This is a genomic window from Streptomyces sp. NPDC021100, assembly GCF_044333095.1.
Taxonomy (GTDB): Bacteria; Actinomycetota; Actinomycetes; order Streptomycetales; family Streptomycetaceae; genus Streptomyces.
In genome coordinates, this window is record NZ_JBIRQH010000009.1 from 142,141 (window position 1) to 156,204 (window position 14,064).

Here is a 14,064-nt window from a genome sequence, read left to right on the forward strand (position 1 = left end):
AGGCGGCCACCCAAAGGGTGACCGCCTCGCGAACCACAAACCGCTTACTGGTTGTACGGCCCGTAGTCGTAGTCCTCCAGCGGAACCGCCTGACCCGACCCCGTCCCGAAGGGCGAGTAGTCGATGTCGTCGTACCCGACGGCCGAGTACATGGCGGCCTTCGCCTCCTCGGTCGGCTCGACCCGGATGTTCCGGTAGCGGGACAGACCCGTACCGGCCGGGATGAGCTTACCGATGATCACGTTCTCCTTGAGGCCGATGAGCGAGTCGGACTTGGCGTTGATCGCCGCGTCCGTCAGCACTCGGGTCGTCTCCTGGAAGGAGGCGGCCGACAGCCAGGACTCCGTGGCCAGCGAGGCCTTGGTGATACCCATCAGCTGCGGACGGCCGGAGGCCGGGTGGCCGCCTTCCTGGACCACGCGACGGTTCTCCGCCTCGAAGCGCGAGCGCTCCACGAGCTCGCCCGGCAGCAGCTCCGCGTCGCCGGACTCGATGATCGTCACGCGGCGCAGCATCTGCCGGATGATGATCTCGATGTGCTTGTCGTGGATCGACACACCCTGCGAGTTGTAGACCTTCTGGACCTCTCCGACCAGGTGGACCTGGACGGCACGCTGGCCCAGAATGCGCAGCACGTCGTGCGGGTTGGTGGCACCCACGGTGAGCTTCTGGCCCACCTCGACGTGGTCGCCCTCGCCCACCAGCAGACGGGCACGCTTCGAGATCGCGTAGGCGGTCTCGTCGGAGCCGTCGTCCGGGGTGACGACGATCTTCTTGGTCTTCTCGGTCTCCTCGATCCGGACGCGGCCGGCGGCCTCGGAGATCGGGGCGACACCCTTCGGCGTACGGGCCTCGAAGAGCTCGACGACACGGGGCAGACCCTGGGTGATGTCGTCACCGGCCACACCACCGGTGTGGAAGGTACGCATCGTCAGCTGGGTACCGGGCTCACCGATCGACTGGGCGGCGATGATGCCCGCCGCCTCGCCGATGTCCACCAGCTTGCCGGTCGCCAGCGAGCGGCCGTAGCAGTAGGCACAGGTGCCGACCGCGGACTCACAGGTGAGGACCGAGCGGGTCTTGACCGTCTCGACGCCGTGGGCGACGAGCTGGTCGATGAGCACGTCACCGAGGTCGACGTTGGCCGGCGCGATGACCTTGCCGTCGACGACGACATCCTCGGCCAGCATGCGGGCGTACACCGACGTCTCGACGTCGTCGGCCTTGCGCAGCACGCCGTTGGCGTCCTTGGTCGCGATCGTCAGCTTGAGGCCGCGGTCGGTGCCACAGTCCTCCTCGCGGATGATCACGTCCTGGGAGACGTCCACGAGACGACGGGTCAGGTAACCCGAGTCGGCGGTACGGAGGGCGGTGTCCGCGAGACCCTTACGGGCACCGTGGGTGGAGATGAAGTACTCCAGAACCGACAGACCCTCGCGGAAGGACGCCTTGATCGGACGCGGGATGGTCTCGTTCTTCGCGTTCGACACCAGACCACGCATACCGGCGATCTGCCGCATCTGCATCATGTTTCCTCGGGCACCCGAGTCAACCATCATGAAGATGGGGTTCGTCTTGGGGAAGTTCGCGTTCATCGCCTCGGCGACCTCGTTGGTCGCCTTGGTCCAGATCGCGATGAGCTCCTGCGTGCGCTCGTCCTTGGTGATCAGACCGCGCTCGTACTGCTTCTGGACCTTCTCGTCCTGGGCCTCGTAGCCCGCGACGATCTCCTTCTTCGCCTCAGGCACGACGACGTCGGAGATGGCCACGGTGACGCCGGAACGGGTCGCCCAGTGGAAGCCGGCCGCCTTCAGGTTGTCGAGCGTCGCCGCCACGATGACCTTGGGGTAGCGCTCGGCCAGGTCGTTGACGATCTCGGAGAGCTGCTTCTTGCCCACCGAGTAGTCGACGAACGGGTAGTCCTCGGGCAGCAGCTCGTTGAAGAGCGCGCGGCCCAGGGTGGTGCGCAGGCGGAACGAGTCGCCCGTCTGCCACTCCGGCTCGCCCTCCTCGGCGACCGGGGGAACCCAGCCGCGCGGGGGAACGGTGCCGATCGGGAAGCGGATGTCGACCTTCGCCTGGAGCGAGAGCTCCCGGGCGTCGAACGCCATGATCGCCTCGGCGACGGACGCGAACGAGCGGCCCTCGCCGATGACCTCGCGCTCTTCCTCGTCGGTGGTGAGGAAGAACAGACCGAGCACCATGTCCTGCGTCGGCATGGTGACCGGACGGCCGTCGGCCGGCTTGAGGATGTTGTTCGAGGACAGCATCAGGATGCGGGCCTCGGCCTGCGCCTCCGCGGAGAGCGGCAGGTGGACGGCCATCTGGTCACCGTCGAAGTCCGCGTTGAACGCGGTGCAGACGAGCGGGTGGATCTGGATGGCCTTGCCCTCGACCAGCTGCGGCTCGAAGGCCTGGATACCGAGGCGGTGCAGGGTGGGCGCACGGTTCAGCAGAACCGGGTGCTCCGCGATGACCTCTTCGAGGACGTCGTACACGACCGTGCGGCCGCGCTCGACCATGCGCTTCGCGCTCTTGATGTTCTGCGCGTGGTTCAGGTCGACCAGGCGCTTCATCACGAACGGCTTGAAGAGCTCCAGCGCCATGGCCTTGGGCAGACCACACTGGTGCAGCTTCAGCTGCGGGCCGACGACGATGACGGAACGCGCCGAGTAGTCGACTCGCTTGCCGAGCAGGTTCTGACGGAAGCGACCCTGCTTGCCCTTGAGCATGTCGGACAGCGACTTCAGCGGACGGTTGCCGGGGCCCGTGACCGGGCGACCACGACGGCCGTTGTCGAAGAGCGCGTCGACGGCCTCCTGAAGCATGCGCTTCTCGTTGTTCACGATGATCTCGGGGGCACCGAGGTCAAGGAGTCGCTTGAGGCGGTTGTTGCGGTTGATGACGCGGCGGTACAGGTCGTTCAGGTCGGAGGTCGCGAAGCGGCCACCGTCCAGCTGCACCATCGGACGCAGGTCCGGCGGGATCACCGGAATGCAGTCCAGCACCATGCCGCTGGGGCTGTTGCGGGTCTGCAGGAAGGCGGAGACGACCTTGAGGCGCTTGAGCGCACGGGTCTTCTTCTGGCCCTTGCCGGTACGGATGATCTCGCGGAGGCGCTCGGCCTCCTCGTCGAGGTCGAAGGACTCCAGGCGCTTCTGCAGCGCGGCGGCGCCCATCGCACCCATGAAGTAGGTGCCGAAGCGGTCGCGCAGCTCGCGGTAGAGCAGCTCGTCGCCCTCGAGGTCCTGGACCTTGAGGTTCTTGAAGCGGTTCCAGACCTCGTCGAGACGGTCGATCTCGCGCTGCGCACGGTCGCGCAGCTGCTTCATCTCACGCTCGGCACCCTCGCGCACCTTGCGGCGCACGTCGGCCTTGGCACCCTCGGCCTCGAGCTCGGCCAGGTCGGACTCGAGCTTCTTGGCGCGGGCCTCCAGGTCGGCGTCGCGGCGCTGCTCGATCTGCTGGCGCTCGACGGAGACGTGGGCCTCCAGCGAGGGCAGGTCGCGCGTCCGGCGCTCCTCGTCCACCCACGTGATCATGTAGGCGGCGAAGTAGATGACCTTCTCGAGGTCCTTCGGGGCGAGGTCGAGCAGGTAGCCCAGCCGCGACGGAACGCCCTTGAAGTACCAGATGTGGGTGACGGGAGCGGCGAGCTCGATGTGGCCCATCCGCTCACGACGCACCTTGGCGCGGGTGACCTCGACGCCACAGCGCTCACAGATGATGCCCTTGAAGCGGACACGCTTGTACTTGCCGCAGTAGCACTCCCAGTCCCGGGTGGGGCCGAAGATCTTCTCGCAGAAGAGCCCGTCCTTTTCCGGCTTCAGGGTGCGGTAGTTGATGGTCTCCGGCTTCTTGACCTCGCCGTGGGACCAGGTTCGGATGTCGTCCGCGGTCGCCAGGCCGATCCGCAGCTCGTCGAAGAAGTTGACGTCGAGCACTTTGTCGTCAATCCCTCTTTCAGGGTTCGTGCCCTCTCGCGTCAGCGAGGTGTGGGCTCTACATCAGTGGTCTGGGGGTCCGGGGACGGCCGGGGCCTCTTACGAGGCCCCGGCCAGACCCGTCAGACCTCTTCGACGCTGCTCGGCTCGCGCCGGGACAGGTCGATACCGAGCTCCTCCGCCGCGCGGAAGACGTCCTCGTCGGTGTCCCGCATCTCGATGGACATACCGTCCGAGGACAGCACCTCCACGTTGAGGCAGAGGGACTGCATCTCCTTGATGAGCACCTTGAAGGACTCGGGGATGCCGGGCTCGGGGATGTTCTCGCCCTTGACGATCGCCTCGTAGACCTTCACTCGGCCGGTGACGTCGTCGGACTTGATGGTCAGCAGCTCCTGGAGGGCGTACGCGGCGCCATAAGCCTCCAGCGCCCACACCTCCATCTCACCGAAGCGCTGGCCACCGAACTGAGCCTTACCACCCAGCGGCTGCTGGGTGATCATGGAGTACGGACCGGTCGAACGGGCGTGCAGCTTGTCGTCGACCAGGTGGTGGAGCTTGAGGATGTACATGTACCCGACCGAGATCGGGTCCGGGAACGGCTCGCCGGAGCGGCCGTCGAACAGCCGGGCCTTGCCGGACGGGAGCACCATGCGCTCGCCGTCGCGGTTGGGCACGGTGTGCTCGAACAGACCGGCCAGCTCGTCCTCGCGGGCACCGTCGAAGACCGGGGTCGCGACGTTGGTGCCCGGGGCGACCTCGTCGGCGCCGATGGCCTTGAGGCGCTCCATCCACTCCTCGCTGCCCTCGACGTTCCAGCCCTGGCTGGCGAGCCAGCCGAGGTGGATCTCGAGGACCTGTCCCGGGTTCATTCGGGACGGGACACCCAGCGGGTTGAGGATGATGTCGACCGGGGTGCCGTCCTCCAGGAACGGCATGTCCTCGACCGGCAGGATCTTGGAGATGACGCCCTTGTTGCCGTGACGGCCGGCGAGCTTGTCACCGTCGGTGATCTTGCGCTTCTGGGCGACGTAGACGCGGACCAGCTGGTTCACGCCCGGGGGAAGCTCGTCGCCCTCCTCGCGGTCGAAGACGCGGACGCCGATGACCTTGCCGATCTCGCCGTGCGGGACCTTCAGCGAGGTGTCACGGACCTCGCGCGCCTTCTCACCGAAGATCGCGCGGAGCAGGCGCTCCTCGGGGGTCAGCTCGGTCTCGCCCTTCGGGGTGACCTTGCCGACGAGGATGTCGCCGCCGATGACCTCGGCACCGATCCGGATGATGCCGCGCTCGTCGAGGTCGGAGAGGACCTCCTCGGAGACGTTCGGGATGTCCCGGGTGATCTCCTCCGGGCCGAGCTTGGTGTCACGGGCGTCGACCTCGTGCTCCTCGATGTGGATCGAGGAGAGGACGTCGTCCTGCACGAGGCGCTGCGACAGGATGATCGCGTCCTCGTAGTTGTGACCCTCCCACGGCATGAACGCCACGAGCAGGTTCTTGCCGAGCGCCATCTCACCGTTCTCGGTGGACGGACCGTCGGCGAGCACCTGGCCGGCGACGACGCGGGCGCCCTCGTCGACGACGACCTTCTGGTTGAAGGACGTGCCCTGGTTCGAGCGGGAGAACTTGGCGACGCGGTACGTGTTGTACGTGCCGTCGTCGTTGGCGACCGTGACGTAGTCCGCGGAGATCTCCTGGACCACGCCGTCCTTCTCGGCCTTGATGACGTCACCGGCGTCGACCGCACAGCGGTACTCCATGCCGGTGCCGACCAGCGGGGCCTCCGCCTTGATCAGCGGAACGGCCTGGCGCATCATGTTCGATCCCATGAGCGCGCGGTTGGCGTCGTCGTGCTCGAGGAACGGGATCATCGCGGTCGCGACCGACACCATCTGGCGCGGGGAGACGTCCATGTAGTCGACGTCGTCGCCGGCGATGTAGTCGATCTCGCCGCCACGGCGGCGGACCAGCACGCGGGCCTCGGCGTAGCGCATGTCCTCGGTGAGGGGCGCGTTCGCCTGGGCGATGACGAAGCGGTCCTCTTCGTCGGCGGTCAGGTAGTCGACCTCGTCGGTGACGACGCCGTTGACGACCTTGCGGTACGGGGTCTCGACGAAACCGAACGCGTTGACGCGGCCGTAGGACGCGAGCGAGCCGATCAGACCGATGTTCGGGCCTTCGGGGGTCTCGATCGGGCACATGCGGCCGTAGTGCGACGGGTGGACGTCTCGGACCTCGAAGCCGGCCCGCTCACGGGAGAGACCGCCCGGACCCAGCGCCGACAGACGGCGCTTGTGGGTCAGACCCGACAGGGGGTTGGTCTGGTCCATGAACTGGGACAGCTGGCTGGTGCCGAAGAACTCCTTGATGGAGGCGACGACCGGCCGGATGTTGATCAGGGTCTGCGGCGTGATCGCCTCGACGTCCTGGGTGGTCATCCGCTCGCGGACGACGCGCTCCATACGAGCCAGACCCGTGCGGACCTGGTTCTGGATGAGCTCGCCGACGTTGCGCAGACGACGGTTGCCGAAGTGGTCGATGTCGTCGGTCTCGACGACGATCGACGTGCCGTTCTCGCCGAGCGTCTCCTGCTCGCCGGCGTGCAGCTTCACCAGGTACTTGATCGTCGCGATGACGTCGTCGACGGTGAGCACACCGGCGTCGAGCGGGGCGTCCGCGCCCAGCTTCTTGTTGACCTTGTAGCGGCCGACCTTCGCCAGGTCGTAGCGCTTCGGGTTGAAGTAGAGGTTCTCGAGCAGCGTCTGCGCGGCCTCACGCGTGGGCGGCTCGCCCGGACGCAGCTTGCGGTAGATGTCGAGCAGCGCGTCGTCCTGGCCCTGGGTGTGGTCCTTCTCCAGGGTGGCGCGCATGGACTCGTACTCGCCGAACTCCTCGAGGATCTGCTCGGTCGTCCAGCCGAGAGCCTTGAGCAGCACGGTGACGGACTGCTTGCGCTTGCGGTCGATGCGGACGCCGACCATGTCGCGCTTGTCGACCTCCATCTCCAGCCAGGCACCCCGGGACGGGATGATCTTGGCCGTGAAGATGTCCTTGTCGGACGTCTTGTCGATGGCGGAGTCGAAGTAGACACCGGGCGAACGGACCAGCTGCGAGACGACGACACGCTCGGTGCCGTTGATGCAGAAGGTGCCCTTGGGCGTCATGAGCGGGAAGTCGCCCATGAAGACCGTCTGGGACTTGATCTCGCCGGTCTCGTTGTTGGTGAACTCGGCCGTGACGAAGAGCGGGGCCGCGTACGTGAAGTCGCGCTCCTTGCACTCGTCGATCGAGTTCTTCGGGGGCTCGAAGCGGTGGTCACGGAACGTCAGCGACATCGACCCGGAGAAGTCCTCGATCGGGGAGATCTCCTCGAAGATCTCCTCCAGACCGGACTTGGTGGGGACGTCCTGACCAGACTCCAGCGCAGCCTCGACGCGAGCCTTCCAGGCGGCGTTGCCGAGCAGCCAGTCGAAGCTCTCGGTCTGCAGCGCAAGGAGGTTCGGAACCTCGAGAGGCTCCTTGATCTTCGCAAATGAGATGCGCAGCGGGGCAGTGCTGGCGCCGTTGTTCGTATTGGCGGTCGAGGCGTTGCGCGAGGCGGCCAAGAGGGGGTCCTTCCGAGGGCTCGGACTCACTACGCGCGTACCGGTCCCACCCCGTGCTTCGACAGAGAACCCCAGGTCAGAGGGGATTCATCGAGGATGCTCGGCAGTGGGCATGCCCCTGGTGACGGGCAGGGAGCAGCTAACAGGCAGCGCAAAGGGTCAGTGTAGCCACTTGGCCCACTGATGTCCAGAGCGGATGTCGCGAGACCGGTGCGATACCAATCTCTCCCTCCGGGATCCTGTTGTCCTTGCCTGTCCGCGCTGCGCTTGCCAGGGCCCGCCTGAGCCCTGTCCGGCGCACCCGGTGCGCCAGGGGCTCCGCCCGCCGGCCGCGCCCGGAAGCGCAGGACGATACTTCCCTCTCCGCCGGCGTTCCATGCCTCGGACGGCGCCTCGGATGGAACTTCGGTCCGAATCGGCCCCAAGCGGCCGCCGGACCGGCGGAGTTCCGAAAGTCACCGCGTCCCGAGAATTGCGCGCGGCGTCCCGTTCGTCAAGGCCCTCCGGCTGCCGAGCGGCCCCTGACCGGGCCCGGACCGGCCCTGAACGACCATGGCCGGGCCACTGCCGCGGGGCAACAAAGATCACCATACTCGTCTCCGGGACGCGGCGCTGCAGCCCTCCCGGGTACGCCGAAGGGCGACCACCCGCATGGGTGATCGCCCTTGGCGTCGAGAGGTACGTCAGACGTACGTCAGAGGGGAGTCCAGAGGACCCCGTGAGGTCACTTGACCTCGACGGAGGCGCCGGCGCCCTTGAGGGCCTCGGCGGCCTTCTCGGCGGCGTCCTTGGCGACCTTCTCGAGGACGGGCTTCGGGGTGCCGTCGACGAGGTCCTTGGCCTCCTTCAGGCCGAGGGAGGTCAGCTCGCGCACGACCTTGATGACCTGGATCTTCTTGTCGCCGGCGCCGGTGAGGATGACGTCGAACTCGTCCTTCTCCTCGACGGCCTCGGCGGCGGCGCCACCAGCGGCACCGGCGACCATGACCGGCGCGGCGGCGGCGGCGGTGACGTCGAACTTCTCCTCGAACGCGGCAACGAAGCCGGCGAGCTCGATGAGGGTCATCTCCTCGAACTGCGCGAGCAGCTCGTCCTGGGACAGCTTCGCCATGATGGCGGTCCTTCCACTAAATCGGCAGGTGCCGGGATGTACATGTCGGCGGGCGTACGGCCCGCTGCGACCGGTGCCGGGTGGCACCGGTCAATGCGCGAGCCGAATTACTCGGCACCGCCCTGCTCGGCGAGCTTGGCGCGCAGCGCGTCCGCGGTGCGGACGAACTTCGTCGGCAGCGCCTGGAAGAGCGAGGCAGCCTGCGACTGCTTGCCCTTCATGGCACCGGCCAGCTTGCTGAGCAGAACCTCGCGGGACTCGAGGTCCGCAAGCTTCTTGATCTCATCGGCGGACAGCGCCTTGCCGTCAAGGACACCGCCCTTGATGATGAGATTCGGGTTGTCCTTGGCGAAGTCACGCAGACCCTTCGCCGACGCCACCGGGTCACCGGTGATGAAGGCGACGGCCGTCGGGCCAGCGAAGAGCTGGTCCTCCAGCGTGATCCCGGCCTCACCAGCCGCGATCTTGGTCAGCGTGTTCTTCACCACGGCGTACTGCGCGTTCTCACCGAGCGAACGGCGCAGCGTCTTGAGCTGCGCCACGGTGAGACCGCGGTACTCGGTCAGCACGGCGGCGTTGGAGCTGCGGAACTTGTCCGTCAGCTCGGCAACCGCGGCGGACTTGTCGGGCCTCGCCATGAGCCTCGGCCTCCTTCCGGGTGAATAGGACCGCATAGACGCGAGAAGGGACCTGGGCAAAACGAAACGCCCCGGCGCGGGCGCTCGGGGCGTGACTCGACCGAATGAACAAAACGTCCACACGGGAGTTCAACCACAGTCACCTGCGCAGGTCGCCCGCAGCTAGCGGATCCTTCGGCCACCACACCTCCGGATGGAGGCGCAGCAACGACCAGCGGTCTTTGGCTTCTGGTCGAGAGTACGGGACCGGGCCGCCGTCAAGCAAATCGCGCCCGCGGCGGTCCCGGCCCGACGGGACTAGGAGTCCTTCTTGGCCTCCGCCATCGGGTCCATGACGTCACCGGCCGGGGGTGCCTTGATCTCGACCGGCTTGTTGTAGTCGAGGAACTTGATGGTCAGGTCCATCGGGCCCTTCTGCGTGGCGGACCGCATGCGGAACTGCTTGGTGTGGTCCTGCCCGTCGATCCACATGTCCATCGCGAACTTGTCGACGCCGAGCTTTTCGAAGCCCTTGAGCTTGGCCTCCTGGCGCTCCCGGGTGGCGGGGTCCTTCTTCGCCAGTTGCTCGCGCATCTGGGCCATGGTGACGGTGCCCTTGTAGTGGGTCGTCTTCACGCCGTCCACGGTCTCCTCGCCGACCTTCTCCAGGTCCTTCGAGGCGCTCATGGAGGCGGAGTCGTCCATGGGGTTCTGCTCGGCCTGGGTGCGCGTGCCGAAGGGGTTGTCCGCGCCGCCGGGACCCTTTCCGGCGCCCACGTTGGGCATCTTGATCCAGGACTTTCCGCCCCCGGTCTTCTGCCCCTTGGCGTTGAGATACAGGGCGCCGTCGACGAGACGGATCTCCATTTCCCCGCTCTCGTCCGCGGCGGAGCCCTTGACCTTCATCTTCATCTGCATGGCCAGGGGCTTCACGTTCATCGACGCCGCGGTCTCGACGTGCCCGTTCTCGGGCATTTCACCGCTCATGGTGTACCGCAGCGACGTGATCGTCTCGTTCTTCTTCGCGGCCCGTTCCACGGCCGCCGCGAAGGTGGCGTCCACCGGCTTCTGGGCGGACTTCCCGGCCGCCTTGGAGTCGTTCTTCTTCTCGGCGTCCGAGGAATCCGAGGAGCAGGCGGCCGTACCGCACAGCAGGGCACCCGCGAGCAGGGCCCCGGCGGCCTTGCGGTGCATGTTCTTCATGATCTCTTCCCATGGGCATGACGATTTCTTTCGCAAAACTTTGCGAACTCCGGTGACAATACCCTCCGGTAGCCCAAGGGCGGTACACAATTAACGGCCCCCGCTCCCCGGACGGGGAACGGGGGCCGTCAATACGCCCTTGGGGAGAATCACCCGGTTTTACGCACCGGCGCCCGAACCGGCGGCGGAGCCGTCCTTCAGGCCCTTCATCATCTCCATGAGGTCGAGGGTCTCACCGGCGGCCGGCGCCTGGACGTCGGCCTTGGCGCCGTAGTCCTTGTAGTCCGCGGCGACCTTGATCTTCCCCTGCGCGCTGTCCATGCCGACGGTCATCTTGACCGGCAGGTCCTCGTTGTTGAGCCAGAACTCCATGTCGTAGCTCTTGATGCCGGCCTTCTTGACGCTCTCCAGCAGCTGCTCACGGTCCTTGGGGTCCATGAGCTTGGTGGACTCGTTGCCCTTGATCATCTCTTCGACGGTCAGGGTGCCCTTGTAGTGCTGGGCGTCGACGCCGTTCACCTTTTCCGCACCGAGGTGCTTCAGGTTCGGCGAGTCGAGCAGGACGGCCATCTGCTTGGCCGGGTCCTGGTTCATGTCGTTCATGTTCCCCGTCAGCTGCTTCTGCAGGGCGGGGTTGCCCGACTCCTTGGCGGCCGCGGCGACATCGATCTTCATCCACTTCTTGCCGCGCATTTCGGCGGGCGCGGATTCCATGGCCTTGGCCGGCATCTGCATGTACATCACGTTGTTCAGCATGATCATGCGAGTGGCGCCGGGGCCGTCCTTGCCGGCCAGGGCCGCGCCGCTGACCGTCATGTCCACGACGGTGGGGTTCCAGCCCTGAACGCCGTCCATCACCATCGGTCCGGAAGGCGCGCCCGGCGTCGCGCCGGCCGGCATTTCCATGGTCATGTGAACCTTGGCCGACTTCGCCGCGCTGGTCTTCTTGAACGCCGCCTGCAGGGCCTGGACGGGGCTCCGGCCGTCGCTCTTCGGCTCGCTCTTCGACTGGCTCTGCGGCGCGCTCTTGTCGTCCTTCTTGTCGTCGGAGTCACACGCGACGGCACCGACAAGAATCGCGGCGGCGGAAAGCGAGATACCGACGCGACGGATCGTGGACTTGGACATATCCCCCACCTTTTTGGAGACCTCTTGCACGTTCGTTCGCTCGACGATAACGCAGCGGTCGGACAGGAGGACGAGGGGGAACGGAAAGAGGCCGGCCCCCGCACCCGGAAGGGATGCGGGGGCCGGCCCCTGAACACACGCGGTCACACGCGGTGCGAGAACGTCTCTCAGACGGTCTCGTCCTCGACGAGGAGGTTGCGGGTGCGGTTCGGGTCCAGCGGGATGCCGGGGCCCATGGTGGTGGACAGGGTCGCCTTCTTGACGTAGCGGCCCTTGGCGGCGGACGGCTTGAGGCGGAGGATCTCCTCGAGCGCGGCGCTGTAGTTCTCGATCAGCGACTTCTCGTCGAACGACGTCTTGCCGATGATGAAGTGCAGGTTCGCGTGCTTGTCGACACGGAACTCGATCTTGCCGCCCTTGATCTCGGTCACGGCCTTGGCCGTGTCCGGGGTGACCGTGCCGGTCTTCGGGTTCGGCATCAGACCACGGGGACCGAGCACGCGGCCGAGGCGGCCGACCTTGCCCATGAGGTCCGGGGTGGCGACGACGGCGTCGAAGTCCAGACGGCCCTTGGCGACCTCGTCGATGAGCTCGTCGGCACCGACGATGTCGGCGCCCGCGGCACGCGCGGCCTCGGCACGGTCGCCGGTCGCGAAGACCAGGACCCGGGCGGTCTTACCGGTGCCGTGCGGAAGGTTCACGGTGCCACGGACCATCTGGTCCGCCTTGCGCGGGTCGACGCCCAGACGCAGGGCGACCTCGACGGTGCTGTCGAACTTGGTGCCGGAGGTGTCCTTCGCCAGACGGACGGCCTCGAGCGGAGCGTACAGACGCTCCCGGTCGATCTTCGCGTCCGCGTTGCGAAGAGTCTTGCTGCGCTTCACTGAAACTCCTCAGTGGTGAATGGAGTCGTGGTGCGGGCCAGCGCTGGCCCTTCCACGTGGTGCCTTAAAAGGGCGGGACGATCAGCCCTCGACCGTGATGCCCATGGAACGGGCGGTGCCGGCGATGATCTTCTCGGCGGCGTCCAGGTCGTTGGCGTTCAGGTCGGGCATCTTGGTGGTGGCGATGTCACGGACCTGGTCACGCGTGATCTTGGCGACCTTGGTCTTGTGCGGCTCGCCGGAGCCCTTGTCCACGCCCGCGGCCTTGAGGATCAGCTTCGCGGCCGGCGGAGTCTTGGTGACGAAGGTGAAGGAACGGTCCTCGTAGACCGTGATCTCCACCGGCACGACCATGCCACGCTGCGACTCGGTCGCGGCGTTGTAGGCCTTGCAGAACTCCATGATGTTGACGCCGTGCTGACCCAGCGCGGGGCCGACCGGCGGAGCCGGGTTGGCGGCACCGGCCTGGATCTGGAGCTTGATAAGCCCCGTGACCTTCTTCTTCTTGGGAGGCATTGCTCTCTCCGGGTCCTAGTGAGAGTTTTCTGCCCACGACACACTGCGCGCAGGCATACCGCACCACGATAACGGGTAACGTGGCCGGCCCAAAAACCGAGAGGTCAGGCCGCCCCTCGCGGGGCGACCCGACCTGTTCGGAAGCGTACGGCCAGAAGATCAGTTCTTCTGGATCTGGTCGAAGCTCAGCTCGACCGGGGTCTCGCGGCCGAAGATCTCGACGAGGCCCTTGACCTTCTTCGAGTCGGCGTTGATCTCGTTGATCGTCGCCTGGAGCGTCGCGAACGGGCCGTCGGTGACGGTGACCGAGTCGCCGACCTCGAAGTCCAGCACCTGGACCTCGACCTTGCGGCTGGGAGCCGGACGGCCCTCGGCCTCGGCGGCCTCCTTGGCGGCCTTCTCCTCGGCCTCCGGGGCGAGCATCTTGACGATCTCGTCCAGGGTCAGCGGGTACGGGTCGTAGGCGTTGCCCACGAAGCCGGTGACGCCCGGGGTGTTCCGGACGACGCCCCACGACTCGTTCGTCAGGTCCATGCGCACCAGCACGTAGCCGGGGAGCTTGTTCTGGCGGACGGTGCGGCGGTCACCGTTCTTGATCTGGACGACCTCTTCCTGCGGCACCTCGGCCTGGAAGATGTAGTCCTCGACGTTCAGCGAGACGGCGCGCTGCTCGAGGTTGGTCTTCACGCGGTTCTCGTAACCGGCGTAGGTGTGGATGACGTACCACTCGCCGGGCAGCCCGCGCAGCTCCTCGCGGAGCGCGGCGACGGGGTCCACCGGGGCGGCCTCCTCGGCGGGCTCGGCGTCCTCGGCCTCGTCCGCGTCGGCGGCGGCCTCCGGCTCCTCGGCCACGGCGGTCTCATCGGCCTCGTCGGCCTCTTCGACGCCCTCGGCGCCGGCGGCGAGCTCGCGCCCGGTGTCGTCAGCGCTCGCAGCGTCGCCCTCGACCTCGGCCGAGACAGCCGCGTCCACGTCGGCCTCTGCCGCCTCGACGGGCTCGACGGCGTCGTTCAGGTTCGGGTCAGACACGTGGCTGCTTCTTCCTGGCTTCAAGGG

At 66.8% G+C, this 14,064-nt stretch carries 9 protein-coding genes; all 9 read right to left on the reverse strand.

The window, feature by feature from the left end; translation table 11 throughout:
- Positions 1-44: 44 nt before the first annotated feature.
- Positions 45-3,944, reverse strand: coding sequence for a DNA-directed RNA polymerase subunit beta' (locus tag ACH4PU_RS18730; protein ID WP_398272852.1), 3,900 nt, complete (start codon positions 3,942-3,944; stop codon positions 45-47).
- 122 nt (positions 3,945-4,066) lie between these two features.
- Positions 4,067-7,549: a DNA-directed RNA polymerase subunit beta gene (gene rpoB, locus ACH4PU_RS18735; RefSeq protein WP_398272854.1), complete on the reverse strand. Its 3,483-nt coding sequence runs from the start codon at positions 7,547-7,549 to the stop codon at positions 4,067-4,069.
- Between the two features lie 724 nt (positions 7,550-8,273).
- On the reverse strand, positions 8,274-8,660 hold the full coding sequence (gene rplL, locus ACH4PU_RS18740; protein ID WP_185943932.1) for a 50S ribosomal protein L7/L12: 387 nt from the start codon (positions 8,658-8,660) through the stop codon (positions 8,274-8,276).
- Positions 8,661-8,767: 107 nt separating this feature from the next.
- Positions 8,768-9,298, reverse strand: coding sequence for a 50S ribosomal protein L10 (gene rplJ, locus ACH4PU_RS18745; RefSeq protein ID WP_185943931.1), 531 nt, complete (start codon positions 9,296-9,298; stop codon positions 8,768-8,770).
- A gap of 297 nt (positions 9,299-9,595) precedes the next feature.
- Positions 9,596-10,480 carry a DUF1396 domain-containing protein gene (locus ACH4PU_RS18750; protein ID WP_398272857.1) on the reverse strand — a complete coding sequence of 295 codons (885 nt, stop codon included), beginning with the start codon at positions 10,478-10,480 and terminating at the stop codon, positions 9,596-9,598.
- A gap of 159 nt (positions 10,481-10,639) precedes the next feature.
- Complete coding sequence (locus ACH4PU_RS18755; protein WP_398272859.1) at positions 10,640-11,608, reverse strand: hypothetical protein; 969 nt, start codon at positions 11,606-11,608, stop codon at positions 10,640-10,642.
- A gap of 167 nt (positions 11,609-11,775) precedes the next feature.
- Positions 11,776-12,492, reverse strand: a complete 717-nt coding sequence (gene rplA / locus ACH4PU_RS18760) for a 50S ribosomal protein L1 (RefSeq protein WP_398272861.1) — start codon at positions 12,490-12,492, stop codon at positions 11,776-11,778.
- 81 nt (positions 12,493-12,573) lie between these two features.
- Positions 12,574-13,008, reverse strand: a complete 435-nt coding sequence (gene rplK / locus ACH4PU_RS18765) for a 50S ribosomal protein L11 (protein ID WP_004941595.1) — start codon at positions 13,006-13,008, stop codon at positions 12,574-12,576.
- Between the two features lie 159 nt (positions 13,009-13,167).
- Positions 13,168-14,037: a transcription termination/antitermination protein NusG gene (gene nusG / locus ACH4PU_RS18770; RefSeq protein ID WP_398272864.1), complete on the reverse strand. Its 870-nt coding sequence runs from the start codon at positions 14,035-14,037 to the stop codon at positions 13,168-13,170.
- Between the last annotated feature and the right edge of the window lie 27 nt (positions 14,038-14,064).